The organism is Paenibacillus sp. FSL M8-0212 (assembly GCF_038004645.1).
Taxonomy (GTDB): domain Bacteria; phylum Bacillota; class Bacilli; order Paenibacillales; family Paenibacillaceae; genus Paenibacillus.
In genome coordinates, this window is sequence record NZ_JBBORP010000001.1 from 3053839 (window position 1) to 3069282 (window position 15444).

The 15444-nt window shown below is 47.0% G+C and carries 10 protein-coding genes; 7 read left to right on the plus strand and 3 right to left on the minus strand.

Going from position 1 to position 15444, the window contains the following annotated elements:
* Positions 1-269: 269 nt before the first annotated feature.
* From MKX68_RS13570 to MKX68_RS13600, 7 genes are all read left to right on the plus strand, one after another.
* The gene (locus MKX68_RS13570) at positions 270-1817 is read left to right on the plus strand and encodes a response regulator (protein ID WP_340912232.1); all 1548 of its coding nucleotides are present in this window, start codon (positions 270-272) and stop codon (positions 1815-1817) included.
* Between the two features lie 332 nt (positions 1818-2149).
* Positions 2150-3010, plus strand: coding sequence for an ABC transporter permease (locus MKX68_RS13575; protein ID WP_445671119.1), 861 nt, complete (start codon positions 2150-2152; stop codon positions 3008-3010).
* A 15-nt stretch (positions 3011-3025) separates the two neighbouring features.
* A complete protein-coding gene (locus tag MKX68_RS13580) occupies positions 3026-3895 on the plus strand; it encodes a carbohydrate ABC transporter permease (RefSeq protein WP_340912237.1) in 870 nt (289 codons plus the stop codon).
* A 27-nt stretch (positions 3896-3922) separates the two neighbouring features.
* On the plus strand, positions 3923-5572 hold the full coding sequence (locus MKX68_RS13585) for an ABC transporter substrate-binding protein (protein ID WP_340912243.1): 1650 nt from the start codon (positions 3923-3925) through the stop codon (positions 5570-5572).
* 92 nt (positions 5573-5664) lie between these two features.
* Complete coding sequence (locus tag MKX68_RS13590) at positions 5665-7440, plus strand: sensor histidine kinase (RefSeq protein ID WP_340912246.1); 1776 nt, start codon at positions 5665-5667, stop codon at positions 7438-7440.
* On the plus strand, positions 7419-8711 hold the full coding sequence (locus MKX68_RS13595) for an ABC transporter substrate-binding protein (RefSeq protein ID WP_340912248.1): 1293 nt from the start codon (positions 7419-7421) through the stop codon (positions 8709-8711). Before MKX68_RS13590 ends, MKX68_RS13595 begins: the two co-directional genes overlap by 22 nt.
* Before the next feature lie 196 nt (positions 8712-8907).
* Positions 8908-10488, plus strand: a complete 1581-nt coding sequence (locus tag MKX68_RS13600) for a hypothetical protein (protein ID WP_340912250.1) — start codon at positions 8908-8910, stop codon at positions 10486-10488.
* Between the two features lie 52 nt (positions 10489-10540).
* Here MKX68_RS13600 and MKX68_RS13605 read toward each other — a convergent pair whose 3' ends face one another.
* From MKX68_RS13605 to MKX68_RS13615, 3 genes are all read right to left on the minus strand, one after another.
* Positions 10541-12253, minus strand: coding sequence for an ABC transporter ATP-binding protein (locus tag MKX68_RS13605; RefSeq protein WP_340912252.1), 1713 nt, complete (start codon positions 12251-12253; stop codon positions 10541-10543).
* Between the two features lie 78 nt (positions 12254-12331).
* Complete coding sequence (locus MKX68_RS13610) at positions 12332-13360, minus strand: iron-hydroxamate ABC transporter substrate-binding protein (RefSeq protein WP_340912255.1); 1029 nt, start codon at positions 13358-13360, stop codon at positions 12332-12334.
* 110 nt (positions 13361-13470) lie between these two features.
* Positions 13471-15108: an AraC family transcriptional regulator gene (locus MKX68_RS13615; RefSeq protein ID WP_340912258.1), complete on the minus strand. Its 1638-nt coding sequence runs from the start codon at positions 15106-15108 to the stop codon at positions 13471-13473.
* Between the last annotated feature and the right edge of the window lie 336 nt (positions 15109-15444).

Genomic DNA, 15444 nt, shown 5'->3' on the forward strand with positions numbered 1-15444 from the left:
TCAATCTGGGCATACAGGGTTACCTAGATAGCCCACATTTGCATAGCAACGACCAACCTTCACCCTGTGGCAGGGTGAGGGTTGTTTGGTTTGAACGAAGGATCAACATAGATCATGATTCAGTAGTCAATAACTTCGCATGTGATACAAATGTTCAGAAATCAGACTTGTTAGGATGTAATTCCATGTCATTCAATGTCCTTGCCTCTATTTGTGCATAATGCCCATATAATAGAATGGATCTGGTTAAAGGCAGGGGGATGCATACGATGTACAAGGTTTTGTTGGTCGATGATGAATTTATGATCTCGGACGGGATCTCCAGTGTTGTGAACTGGACCCGATTAGGAACAGAACTGATCGGCATTGCTCAAGATGGATTGGAAGCGCTTGCTTCAATTGAGCGGCAACGTCCGGATATTATCATCTCGGACATTCGCATGCCGGGCATGGATGGGTTACAGCTGGTTGAAGCAGTGGCCGAGAAGTATCAGCATATCTCGTTTATCATGCTTACGGGTTTTACGGAATTTGAATATGCGAAGACGGCCATGCATTATGGAGTGAAGCACTATTTGCTCAAGCCCTGCAGCGAGGAGCATCTTGTACAGGCTATTAGTGAATTGGTCAGTGAGAAGCGGGAGTTGACCGATCAAGAGCGCTTTGTACAGTCGATCCAATATAATCTGGAGCGTGTACTGCCGCATGCAAAGGAATATTTTCTGAAAGAGCTGGTGACCAACAGAACGTATGGGGCCAAGGAGTGGAAATATTTCGAGGAATTGTTCGATGTACAATTTCAGGATCAACGTGTGCGATTGCTGTTGGTAGAGATTGAGAGGGATCATGAGTATCTGCACTTGTTCGCGGTGAAGAACATTGCCGAGGATATTTTTCATAATCCGATCTTAAGTGCCACGGTTGGAAGGCATGTGCTACTTATTATGGAGGATAAGTTGTCTGAAACGCAGTTGTTCCATAATATCGATGAGATTCGCGCCACATTTACCCGATATTATCATGATGATCTCACGATAGCGCTAAGCGAGCCAGGAGACCTCTCGCAGGCACGCCATTTGTACATGCAGACGCTGGTTTATCTCAATTACCGCTTTTACCTCGGTGAGGGCAGTCTCATTATGGAACGGGATATTTACTCTCCCGGAGAACGCATTCTTCCTGAATTCGAATACGATCCGGAGCGGATGGTTACTGCAATCAAGGCGGGACACTGGCAGGAAGTGGGATCAGAGCTGAACCGGATGTTTCAGCTGCTGGCCAGCTTGCGATACGATATATCCCAAACGAAGTCCTATCTTATTCAGATGTTTATGGAGATGATTCGACTCAGTGGCTCTGCCGAGATGAAAAGGTATATGGACCAGTTGCCAGGCATGATAGAATCCAGCACCCTGCATTCTTTTCAACAGTTTCTGCTTGCCGTTGCCAAGGAAATCACGCTTCGCCGTTACGAACAACACCGCTCCAGACAATCGCAGATGGTAGGCAGTGTGAAACAGTTGGTAGAGAAGCGCTACAGGGACGAGACATTAACACTCCAGTCCATCGCTGGGGAAATATACATGAATCCAGACTACATTGGCAAAATGTTCAAAAAAGAAACCGGTGAGAAATTTACGAACTATGTGTTAAGCTACCGCATCCGCAAAGCATTGGAACTTCTGGAGCAGGACGGGAACTGCACTGTATCCTCGCTTGCCGAGCAGACAGGGTTTGGTGCCAACTGGCCGTATTTCAGCAAAATGTTCAAGAAATACACGGGCTTCTCCCCTTCCGAGTATAAAAAAGTACCCTAGGACAGCGTTGCTGTCGCTTCTACATAGCTAATCTTTATATCCGATCTACATCTAATCTGTGATCGGGCCCTGTACGCCATTCATCGGCAGCAGGGTCTTTTTTTGTCGGACGGAACTCGGTTTTGAACATCCATTTATCGGAAATGAGCATGGGAAGAAAAGGCGCTCGCTTCTATCATTAGAAGTGTCATGTTAGTGAATGAACATCGAGAGTGGAGGTTGAGTGGATGGAGCTGAATCGAAGCCGGGGGATTGAACCTGGGCGTTTGAAGGCAGCTGGCAAATGGAGTTCGGTGAAAAAGGAACTTGTCCGCAACAGATACGTTTATCTGATGCTCGTTCCTGTGGTAGCCTACTATCTGATTTTCAGCTATGGGCCAATGTACGGGCTACTGATGGCATTTCAGGAATCCTACAACCCGATCAAAGGAATCTTGGCAGGCGAATGGGTTGGATTTGACAACTTCACCATGTTTTTTGAAAGTTATTATTTCTGGCGACTGATTAAGAACACACTGATTTTGAGTTTTTACAGTATTGTGTTTGGTTTCCCGGCTCCGATTCTACTAGCACTGCTACTGAATGAAGTCCGGAGGAAGTGGTTCAGAGGTGCAGTACAGACCATAAGTTATATGCCGCATTTCATCTCGGTTGTCGTTGTGGTTGGAATGTTAAAAACGTTCTCATCTCTGGACGGTGGGTTATTTAACGTCATTCGTGACTTTTTCGATCTGCAGCCGATCATGTTTTTGGCGGAAAAAGATATGTTCCGTCCGATGTACATCCTGTCCAACATATGGCAGGGCGCAGGCTGGGCCTCGATTATCTTTTTGGCAGCACTAAGTGGTATTGATCCTCAGTTGTATGAAGCTTCCAAAATTGACGGCGCAGGCCGGTGGAGACAGCTGTTACATATTACACTGCCGGGCATCATGCCCACGATTGTGATCATGTTAATTCTGCGTATGGGGGCGGTCATGAACGCGGATTTTCAGAAAATATTGCTGATGCAAACGGCACCGACCTATGAGACATCGGATGTCATATCCACCTTTGTTTATCGATCCGGTATTTTGGAGGGGAACTATACGTATTCAACCGCCATCGGACTTTTCAATGGCGTCATTAATTTCGCGCTACTTATTATCGCAAATGCGATCAGCAGAAAGCTTAACTCAACCAGTCTATGGTAATCGGAAGGTGAAGCGATGAAACAGTCTATAGGGGAACGACTTTTTGATGTATTTAATACACTGCTGCTCTTCGTGATCATGGTTTTATGCTTTTACCCGATGCTGTACGTGTTCAATTCTTCAATCAGCGACCCGGACCAGATGCTGCGTTCCCGTTCACTGATGCTCATTCCAGAAGGTTTTCAGCTTGGAGCATACAAGTCGGTATTTCAGGATACTCGCATCTATACGGGATATATGAACACCTTGTTCTATGTTGTGGTGGGTACAGCCATCAATCTGCTCATGACTTCGCTGGCTGCATATGGGCTGTCACGTGGTGATCTGATGGGCAGAAAAACGCTGATGAAGTTAATTACGTTCACGATGTTTTTCGGCGGGGGTATGATTCCAACTTTTCTGCTGATTCAGAATCTGGGCATGGTGGATACCCGTTTTGCGCTTATTATTCCGGGTGCCATCAGCACGTTTTATTTCCTAATTATGAAAACAAACTTTGAAGGCATTCCGATCAGTCTGATCGAATCGGCGAAGCTTGATGGTGCCAATGACTTTCTGATTTTGTTCCGAATTGTACTGCCTTTGTCAAAGCCAATCCTGGCGGTCATGATGCTGTATTATGCGGTTGACCATTGGAATGATTATGTCGGACCGATGCTCTACCTGCGCAGTCAGGAGTTGTATCCGATCCAGATTATTATGCGTGATATTCTGATCAGCAGCAGTACAGAGGCCATGGGCGCTGGCGCCGATACCGGATTTGCCATTGGGGAGAACATCAAATATGCGACTATTATTATCTCCACACTGCCGATTATGCTGGTATATCCGTTCATCCAACGTTATTTTGTTCAGGGCGCTCTAATCGGTGCTGTGAAACAATAAAAAATGTATCCTATGGAGGCGAATTAAGTGAAAAAAAGAATGGGGTCCATCCTGTTGTCATCGCTACTTACCATATCTTTACTGGCGGGCTGTACGGGTGATAATGAACCAGGTACCGCAGAGCCAGCAGAAGGAACAGAACCTGCGGTTCAGGCGTTGACCGAGATTCCGCTACCGATTACAAGTGAGCCATTTACCATTGACTATTGGCGCGCCAATGATGCCAAACTGACAGCTTCCTTGAACAATTTTGGCGATATGGCGGCTTATAAGGAAAAGGAGAAGCTGACAGGCATAAAAGTGAAGTTCACACATCCTCCGCTTGGACAACAGCGTGACCAGTTCAATCTGCTGATCTCCACGAAGGAGCTGCCGGATGTCATTTATTATAACTGGGCGGATGCCGTTGGCGGACCGGAAAAAATGATCAAGGACGGTCGAATCATTCGATTGAACGAACTGATCGACAGTTATGCACCGAACTTAAAGCGGATTATTGAATCCGATCCGGATGTGAAGAAACAGATTGCACTCGATGATGGCACGATCTATATGTTCCCGCTGCTCAAGCTGAATGCTTTGAAGCTAAATGCCACTTCCGGTTTAATTATGCGCCAGGATTGGCTTGATGCATTGAACCTTAAGGTACCTACGAACATTGATGAGTGGTATACGGTACTCAAGGCATTTAAGGAACAGGACCCTAACGGCAACGGCAAGCCAGATGAGCTGCCATTCACAGGAAACTGGGGGCCGGGTAACCTGACCAAGCTCCATGATTTTGCCGCGGCCTTTGGTGTAATTGGTGGCTTCCAGATGAATGGAGACAAGGTGGAGTTTGGACCGATTCAGCCGGGCTACCGTGATTTCTTGGAGACCATGGCTAAGTGGTACAAGGAAGGGCTGATTGATCCCGAGATCATGACCAATGACGGTAAAGCTTTCGATTACAAGGTCACCAGCAATCTGGCAGGCGCATATCAGGGTGGTGTGTTCAGCGGTATGGGGAAATACTTCAATCTGATGAGAGATACGGATCCGAACTTTAATGTAACCGGCGTACCGTGGCCTGTATCTCCGGATGGAACGTCCTATGCGACATTTAATCTGGATGCTAAAGTATTGACTTATGGTGAGGCCATTACGGCTTCCGCGGACGAAGACAAACTGAAATATATTGTACAGTGGATGGACTACAACTATAGCGAAGAGGGTAGTGATCTGTTCAACTTTGGTATCGAAAATGACAGTTATGTTCGTGACGGGGAAGGTGTCAAATTCACAGATACCATCATTAATAATCCGAACGGTCTGACGTATGATCAGGCACTGGCTTCTTATGCCTTATCCATTATGGACGGTCCGATCAATCAGGATAGTCGTTATTTGGATGCCTTACTATTTGACGACGGACAACGTGCCGCGAATGCGGAATGGATGAAAGCAAGCTCAGCTTTAACGCTTCCTCCAATTCGTTTGTCAACAGATGAGGTGACCACAAGTACGTCCATCATGAGCCAGGTGAATACGTATTTGAATGAAACGATGACTGCCATCATTAGCGGACAGAAGCCGATCACCGAATTTGACACGATGGCCGAAACAATCAAGAGCATGGGCATTGACCGGGCGATTGAGGTTCATCAGGCGGCCTATGACCGATATCAGTCCAAATAATACGTGAGAAATCGAGCGCTAAAACTTTGGGAAAACCTTCCTGCATGTGATATACCTAGTAGTATCACGTGGTTCAAAGGAGCGCTTTGGTCATGACAGCCTACCGCAAACTCAGCATCAAAATGAAAATGTTTCTGATGATTATGTTCATGATGGCGTTTATCATCATCCTGGCGTTTGGGTCCTTGTATTATACGTACTCGGTGTATGACAAACAGCTGTTTGATAAGTCGTCCCGACTTCTGAACCTTTCTTCGTCTACAGTGGATGTTGAAATTCAGAAGTTGGAAGCGTTATCATTAAATATGATCTCCGATACGCAGATTCAAAGAGCCTTGAAGTCGTTGTTGGATGATGATAGCGCATATTCAAGCTTTATTGAACGAAAAAAGATCACGGATCGGCTATGGGAGCATATTAGTGGGGCTGCACGTTATGTGCAGTCCGTTCATCTGATTGATTCCAGGGGAAGAGTGAATAAATATGGCGAGACACTAACTGTATCCCCGGAAAAGTATGATCGGATGATTGCGGCTGCGGAGCAGGCCAATGGTGCAGTACGCTGGTTATACCCGGATGACGATGACCCGATGCTGGTTATGGTGCGTCAGGTGCGAGCCTACGAACCGATGACCCTGGAACCTGTAGGTATACTGTTTCTGCGTATTAATATCGAGCGACTCGTTGAGGAGTATGCGGGCATTGACAGCCAGGACAGTGACATTATTTTAAAAGCAGGCAGTGAAGTTGTCTATCCTTATCGTCAGCTTCCTGAAGCGGTGTCCGCTGGACTGAATCCACTTCCAGGCAGTGGGGGATATGAGATCAAGAATCTGGATGGGAGGGAGATATTTCTTTCCCAGAAGAAATCCGCATACACCGGCTGGGTGTATTATAATATGGCCTCTTATGATGAAATTTTTGAACGTATTATATGGTTGAAAAATAGTTTGGTCGTCGTTTATCTTATCGCCATTCTGGTTGTTCTCGCGCTTGGTATGGTGTTCGCACGAAGTCTGACAAGGCCGATCAGGCAGCTCATCAGTCAGATGAAGGAAGTACAGTATGGGGATCTGGAGAATATGGATGCCAATCTGTCCATTCCAACACACCAGCACATGGATGAATTGGGGTTACTACAGCGTACGTATCGACTGATGATTACACATATTAATACATTGATCAAAGAAAATTATGCAAGCCAGCTGGTCATTAAAGAAACGGAGTTCAAGGCGCTGCAGGCGCAGATCAATCCTCACTTTCTGTATAATGCGCTGGACTCGATCCATTGGCTCGCCAAAAAGAACAGGCAGGAGCAAATCTCCAGTATGGTGCTGTCACTTGGGTATTTGCTGCGTTCCTCCATCAGCTTCAAGCAAAATATCATTACCATTGCCGAAGAACTGGAGATTGTCAATCATTACATCACCATTCAGACCTACCGTTTCCGGCAGCGGCTGGATTTCCGTATGGATGTGCCTGCTTCTTATCTGGGTTGTGCCATTCCCAAGTTGACCCTACAGCCGCTACTGGAGAATGCCATTCAATACGGTTTGGAACCACAGGTTGGATCATGTCTGATTCGAGTGTATGCCGAGATATCAGGTGGCAAGCTGGCCCTTATCGTGGAGGATCACGGTCCCGGCATGGAACCCGAATATGTGGAACAGGTGCTGCGCGGTGAAGTGAAAACCAGAGGCACAGGTATTGGTCTGCTGAATATCAGGGAGCGGGTACGTCTGGCTTTTGGCGAAGAATATGATGTTCTGCTGGAGAGCAAGCCGGGGCATGGAACGAGAGTAACGGTGCTGCTGCCACCCCCATCACCAGGTAAGGAGGAGAAGCTATGGGAAGATGGATGCGAATGATAGGCATACTCTGTCTTATGCTGACTCTTCCTGGCTGCGTGAACCAGTTGGATCAAAGGCCAGGCATGATTGTGGACGAAGAGCCGATAACACTGCGAATCGCTTGGTGGGGTGGGGAGTTCCGCAACAATGCAACGATAGCCGTTATCGACCTGTATGAGAAGTTGAATCCACATGTGAACATCGAATACGAATATAGCAGTTTCAATGAATACTGGAGAAAACTTGCCCCACATGCAGCAGGCAATGCGTTGCCCGACATTATTCAGATGGACATCTCCTATCTGTCCCAGTATAGCTCGCTGCAACTGTTGGAGGACATGACGCCGTACATGCAGAGCGGACTGATCGACACGACAGATATTGAGAAGGAACAGCTGGAGAGTGGTAGCCTGAATGGAAAGACCTATGGTCTCAGTTTGGGGGTTAACGCCATGCTCAGCATCTATGATCCGGAAGTGTTAAAGGCCAATGATATTGAATTGCCAACGGATACGTGGACATGGGCGGATTTTGACCGAATGGGCGAGCAATTGCTCGGAAAAGGCATCTATCTGGGAACCTATTTCACGCCCGAACAGTTTTTCGCGTATTACTTGAGACAGTACGGTTCCAAGCTGTACGCGGAGGATGGCAAGGGATTGGGTTATGAAGATGATGCGTTGTTTATTGAATACTTTGGCAGGATGCAGCAGCTCGCGGAGAAGAAGCTTATTTTTGCACCGGATATCTGGACATCAGATATTGGCCAGCCTGATAACGACCCGTTTTATCTGGGAGAGGCTTTGTTTAGCTGGGGGTATTCCAACCAATTTATCAGCACCGCTCAGCGTTATGGCAAACCCTTAACCATCTCCCCAATGCCTGGGCCAAACAGCCAGGATGGATTGTTCTTGAAGCCAGGCATGTTTTTCTCCATGGCGGGTAATTCCAGACATAAGGAGGAAGCTGCCAAGTTCATCAGCTTTTTTGTGAATGATTTGGATGCCAATCTGCTTCTCAAAGGGGAGCGGGGGGTGCCCGTCTCATCCAGTGTCAAAGAGCGGATGAAGCTGGTGGTTGAACCGGAGCTGGCGCAAGTGTTTGACTATATTGATTGGGTTGTGGATAACAGCACTCAGATGGACCCGCCTGATCCTGTAGGTGCACCTGAGGTCACTGCGGTGCTACGTGAGTTGTATGATCTGCTACTGTTTGGCAAAATTACGCCTGAGCAGGCGGCGAAGGATTTCCGTGAGCGGGCAAATGCCATCCTGGGTGGGCAGTTATAAGAATGGACTAGATCATATATGTATATAATGGGCTTGGGGCTGTTGTCGTTCACAAGCTCAACCTTCATTCTACTCGGGTGAGGGTTTTTGTTATGGAATGGTGTATATTTCCTCTAGTATAATAAAAATGGGCAGTTGTCTATCTGTAGATCAGATAGATTCTATCCATATCTTATTGGATGAGGAGTGTCAGGACATGTCCATACATCAGATAGGTCACAAGGTGTCTTTTGCTGATATCAAAACGAAGTTGCCTCAGGAAAGTTGGATGTACACTCAGAATGAAGCGCACAACGGTGAATTTGAAGCCGAGGAAGTATGGTTACATTCTGGTGACCTTCATATCAGTGAACTGTTGTTGGATGAAGGACCTTTTTTGATCTTGGTTGAAGGAAATCTGACAGTGGATCGTTATATTGGAAATACAAGTTCCGACGCGGCCAGTTCAAATCTGGTTGTACTTGGGAATCTCATAACGCCCTATATGATCGTGGGTGGGCAGGAAATATATATTACAGGTAATCTCTATGTGGAAGATATGTTCTGGGGGGATTATAACCATGGAGAATTGACAGTGAGAGGGAATGTAGAAGGTGGATTGCTGGTAAGTACCGAGCAATATATGATTCAGGTTCAAGGACAGCGCAATGTGAAGCGTCAGCTTGAAGAATGGGAGGATCTCGGACCATGGCGGGGCTTTGACATGTTGGCGTTATTGGTTCCTGAATGTGTGATTGATGAAGATACAGAGCCGTTTCCTTGGCGAGAAGAAATGTTAAAGAGGCTGCAGCAAGGACGACCTGTAATCAACCGAAAGTACATTCATGCTGATGAATCAGAGCCAGATGTGCCGGATTGGTTCGAAGATCATCGTATTACCGCTGAGAACATAGAGCGTCTTACTCATCCATCTTTGTTGCCTGTAAGAGAGGAGGATGAGTTACTCAACAGCTATGAATTTTGGTTGAACGAGCAATTTTGCCGAGTATCGGTCTATGGAGATGAGCATACGGAGGGGTATTTCCGCAGTCTTTATTTTCAGGATGACCATAACTGTGCATTGTTGCTTAAGATGGAGCCATCAGATCAAGGTTCCAACTCTCCTGATAAACATATCCTACAACCGGGTAAACCTGTCTGGATGATCTCAGGTGCATATCGTTATCTGCACAATGAGAATTCGGAATGGAACGTATTTTCGGAGAACTCACCTGCTGATATTCAGCAGTTAAGCGAGCAAGGATGGAGCACCTTGTTGCAGTCTGTATCGAATTATCAGTATGCCCGTTCCTTAATTTCGCATCAACTGATCCGTGATTTATTAGCTTTGCCGATCGTGGAGCCATATGACGATTATTATGATGACGACCGGCATGGGCTGTGGATTGGAGACTTGTATTATGCATTTCGACAAGCAGGTCAGCTGAGTGATGGTATTCCCCAGCCAGCTATGCTACGTATTGGAAGAGAGTATAAGGATACTCAAGGGGAGACGCAGGTGGAGAAATACTATTATACCCTGCACCAACATGAGGACGGCACGGAAAGTGTGTTGATCGAATACTCGGCTCAGAAGGACGAGGATGAGGAAGAAGAACCGGTGTTGCTTGAACTTCATTATATAGGCGGCTCTCAATTACTACATGCCGTTCAATTGCTCGAACGTGGACGCCAAGTGCTCATTCAAGCAAATGAGGATTTACTGAATGGGGAGCCGCCGTACGCTGCTGAATCATTTGCGAAGCGATTCTGGAAATCAAAAGGATACCTGAAATGAATAAAACAACCTTCACCTCTGGTTTTGAGGGAAGGTTGTTTTGTCGTTGTATTTACCCAAACTGGGCTTGATGTAGTCGGCTGTACGAGCCTTTACGTGCGAGCAGTTCTTCATGGCTTCCTTGTTCAGCGACACTGCCGTTCTCCACGACTACGATGCGATCGGCGTGTCTGATGGTCGCCAGTCGATGGGCAATCACCAATGTCGTACGTCCTTGAGCCAGCTCGGACAACGCCAGTTGAATAGCAGCTTCTGTCTCGGTATCGAGTGCGGAGGTGGCTTCATCCAGAATGAGAATTGGCGGATTTTTCAGGATCATTCTTGCGATGGAAAGACGCTGCTTCTGTCCGCCGGACAATTTCACGCCGCGTTCACCGATCATGGTATCGAGTCCATCTGGCTGGGACTGTACTAGCTCTTCCAATTGGGCCCGGCGAATGGCTTGCCAGATTTCTTCATCGGAAGCATTCAGTTTGCCGTATGCAATATTTTCACGAATCGTTCCGTCAAACAGGAAAATATCCTGCTGCACAATCCCGATATGGGAGCGCAGTGATTCCAGCGTCATGTCCTTCACCGGAATGCCATCGATGGAGATATGTCCCGCATCCACATCGTAGAAACGTGGGATCAGGCTGCATAACGTCGTTTTACCTCCGCCCGAAGGTCCAACCAGAGCAACCGTCTGGCCTGCCTGGATATCCAGATTGACCTGAGACAGCGTAGGTTTGTGTTCTCCATAAGAAAAGGTAACGTTATGGAAAGCAATATCTCCTTTGACATCCGGAATCGGTTGCGCCTGAGGAGTATCTTCTACATCCGGTACAGCCTCAAGCAACTCCAGGTAACGTCTGAATCCGGCGATGCCTTTGGGATACGTCTCGATGACGGAGTTAATCTTCTCAATCGGCCCGAGGAATACATTGGATAACATCACAAAAGCGATGAATTCCCCATAGGTCATACTTCCTTGAATAACAAACCAGGTTCCACACACCAGCACAAACAGCGATACAAATTTCATCAGAATGAAGCTGAGTGAAGAGTTCCAGGCCATAATGCGGTAGGTGATCAGTTTGGTGAGTCGGAAACGTTCGTTATTCTCGACGAAACGTCCTACTTCATGTTTTTCATTGGCAAAAGCTTGTACCACACGGATGCCGCTCACATTGTTCTCAACCCGTGCATTATAATCGGCGATATCTGCAAACATGCGCTTAAACGCCTTGGACATTTTGCGACTGAAATACAGTGACAGGTAAATCATCAGCGGAACGATGATGAACGTCATCACAGCGAGTTGCCAGTTGATCCCCAGCATAATACCAAAAGCTCCGGCCAGTGTCATGAAGGCGATGAATAAGTCCTCGGGTCCGTGATGCGCGATCTCACCAATATCCATCAGATCGTTGGTCATGCGGGAGACCAGATGCCCGGTCTTATTGTTATCGAAGAAGCGGAAGGACTGCTTCTGTACTCGCTGGAACAGTTCACGCCGCATATCGGATTCGATGTTAATGCCGAGCTTGTGGCCCCAATAGGTGACTGCATAATGGAAAAAGGAACTGAGCAGGTAGATGCCGAGCAATCCGACACACGCTGCTAAGATCATGGACCAATTGCCAGCCGGAAGCAGTTGATCGACCACCCGGTTCACGGCGAGTGGAAAGGCTAACTCCAGCAGCGCGGCGGCGATGGCACAGGAAAAGTCCAATATAAAGAGCCTTTTGTAAGGGCGATAATAAGACATAAAACGACGAAGCATATGTAAGTCCTCCTCAATATGACATAAATGCCCGAGCAGGCTAATTAGCCTATCCGGACACCTGTATTCATGCTTATGTTATTTGCGGTTTTGCTCGGCACGTTCTACGATCATATCGGCGAATTCCTCAGCCTGACCTTGAATCGCAATCGGGTCGAAGTACCAGTAACGGTCTTCCAGCAACTCATACACCTGATTGTTTTTCACAGCCGGCAGGGATTGCCAGATGGCATCACCTTGGTAATTTTTATTGTTCTCTCCAACGGTTAAGAAAATATGATCCCCTGCATAATCACCAACAACTTCACGTGAAATTTCTTTCCATTGGGTATCACCCATCAGTTCTTTTTTGGTGATTTCGAGTGGGGCAAGTTGCAAAGCACTGTAGACCGCTTGTCCTCCTCGACCAAAATTGTCTCCATATCCATAATAACTCTTGTCGGATACTTCAAGGATGGAGAAGGTTTCCTCCGGTTTAATGACTGTTTTCACCTTAGCGCGAGCGGCTTCAATTCGCTCATCGTACGTTTTTAGCCAAGCTTCGGCTGCTTCGGATTTGTTCATCAACTCTCCGAATCCCCGGATTTCGTCATGTACATTGGTGAATGTACCATACGGAATGACCACGGTAGGTGCGATTTTTTGGTAACTCTCAATTTCGCTGGCCTGGTCGGAGTAAGTAATGATCAGATCCGGGTTCAAGGCAATAACCTTCTCCATGGATACAGCCGCCCGATCACCGATACCCTCTATGCCCGCCACCTGATCGGCATAGAACGGGTTTTCCAAATAATATTGAACGGCCCCAACGGGTTTCACACCCAGTGCGAGCAGATCACTTACGTACATATCCGTAACGATCCGTTTCGGTTCAGCCGGAATCTCAACATCCCCGCTTAATGATTTGTAGATTCGTGTAGCATTTGAATTATCCGAACCGGACGATGTGTCTGTGTTCGTCTCGGTAGAGCCGGTTGTCGCTTCGGTTCCCGTTGCCGATGTCTGTTCAGTGGCAGTCGAACCTGTTCCGCTGCTGCAAGCAGCCAGAACCATAATGATGGCGAGCATAAGTAGCAAGCCGGAAAAGCGTTTTTTTGCAGCAAACATATTTCTGTTCCCCCTATGTTTAATCAATAATGATTATTATTCTCATTAATAACATAGAGGAAGACGTGATATTTGTACATGGACAACTATGATCACTACTGCATGGACAATTATGATGTGAGGTGACGCATGATATGCTGCAACTGCTCCATAACGGACAAAGGATCAAATCCATAGAACATGTCGGCATCAATTTCATATACGCGTCCTTCACGAACGGTGGAGAGGGTGCCCCAAGATTCCTGATTCAGCAGGTTATCCAACATTTCTCGTTCGGCAGGTTCCTCAGGGTAGGCGACAAACATGTGATCTGCTGCATACAAGTGAATCTCAGACAACGGAACATGAACGTACCCCGTGAGTAATTGCCCATCCTGCTCCATGCGTGACGGCGGAGTGAAGCCCAGCGATTGATACAGCACATAAGAAGCTCTGCCCCAGCCATGACCATAGATATAAGCGCCGTCCTCTCCAATCATAAACATGCAAACGGCGGAACCACGTGTCCCTTCCATCCACTGATCTAATGTATGATTGGCCTCTTGCTCAAGTTGATGATATCGATCTAACAACGCCTGTGCATTGGACTCAAGCCCGGTAATTCGGCCGAGATGAAGAAGCTGCTCCTGCCAATCGAGTTCCTCAAAGGGCATCAGAATGGTCGGTGCGATCAGACGTAGTTCATCGGAAGCGGGATGCGGTGCATACCCGATAATGACATCGGGCTGAGCGTGTGCAATCAGATCCGTATGTTTAACCAGCTCATATTCGGAATGTTGCTCAAATGGTTCATGACCATGTTCCCCCAGTTTTTCTTCCATCCAGCTGGCAACGGCGCCCATGTGGGGAGTGTGGCCCAATGCCAGAAGTGAGGCCGTATAGTTGTAAGTCAAAGATACAATCTTTTTGGGCATTTTCCGGTAGTGTGTTGGTGCTGATCCAACCATCTGTTTGAATTTGCGGCTCAGATAGAAGGTGTCCCTGTAGCCTGTCAGTTGTGCAATCTCCTGTAGCGTAGGGTTCGCGAACAACAGATGTTCTTGAGCCATTCTGATTCTGAGACGAGTTACATATTCAACAAACGTAAGACCTGTATGTTTCTTGAACTCCCGTGAAAAATGCTCAGGACTCACATTTGCATCCCGTGCCAATTGTTCGCGGGTTAACGGATGGGTATACATCTGATGGATATGTCTGAGCACGGCATCGAGCCAGGAGTGATCTTCATGAGCAGAATGAGCCGCATGATCCCGCAAAATATCCAGTAACTCATAGAAAAGCATATGTGGCCTGAATGGACTGGAACCATGCCCCTTTGAACTTGCTTGAACCAGCTCTACTGCCCTATCGGTGAGAGTACGACTCACAATGGGAGCTGGTATCCCGAACGGCCAGAACAGCTGTTCATTTTCAGTAGAATCAAAAGCAATAGCAATCCCCTGTACTGGCGACAGGGAGCCGCGCTTGTTCTCGTGCTGAAGCAGGCTTCCAGCTTGCCGAACCACTGCACAGCCTGCATTTAGTGTCAGTTTACCCTCTGCACTGATCAGCCTGGCCTGGCCAGCAGTAATAACGTATAGTACATGAAGGGTACTCCACATCTCATCTGTACGGGAGAACGCCTCACGGTCGTGAAGTTGCACCAGATGGCGCAGCTTGAACAGGGCATCGGGGATGGACTGAATTTTCTGCAAGGAAACGGGGCGGGACAGCGACTTTTTATGATAAATGGTCTTGGATATATTCATTGGATAACTGTCTCCTTACATAAGTCAGCAGGGGCATTATTCGTCTCATGCCCTTTGTATACTGGCGTAATTCTCGGATCTCGACTATTATGCAGTATATACTATAATTGAAGTGACGTGGATGGACAGATTGAACAAATCAACTTTTTCTATGAAAAATAGATAAAGTGGTTGAAATCGCTATCAACACCGACTATAATGAAAATGTCGAAACGTTTCAATCTAGCGTTTACTGCCAGTTTCACTGTATTAGGCACGAACTGTTTATAGAGCGCCAGATTGAAAGACGTGTCATGACCATCACTTATGGTATGGATTGGAACGGGACGCATTCAA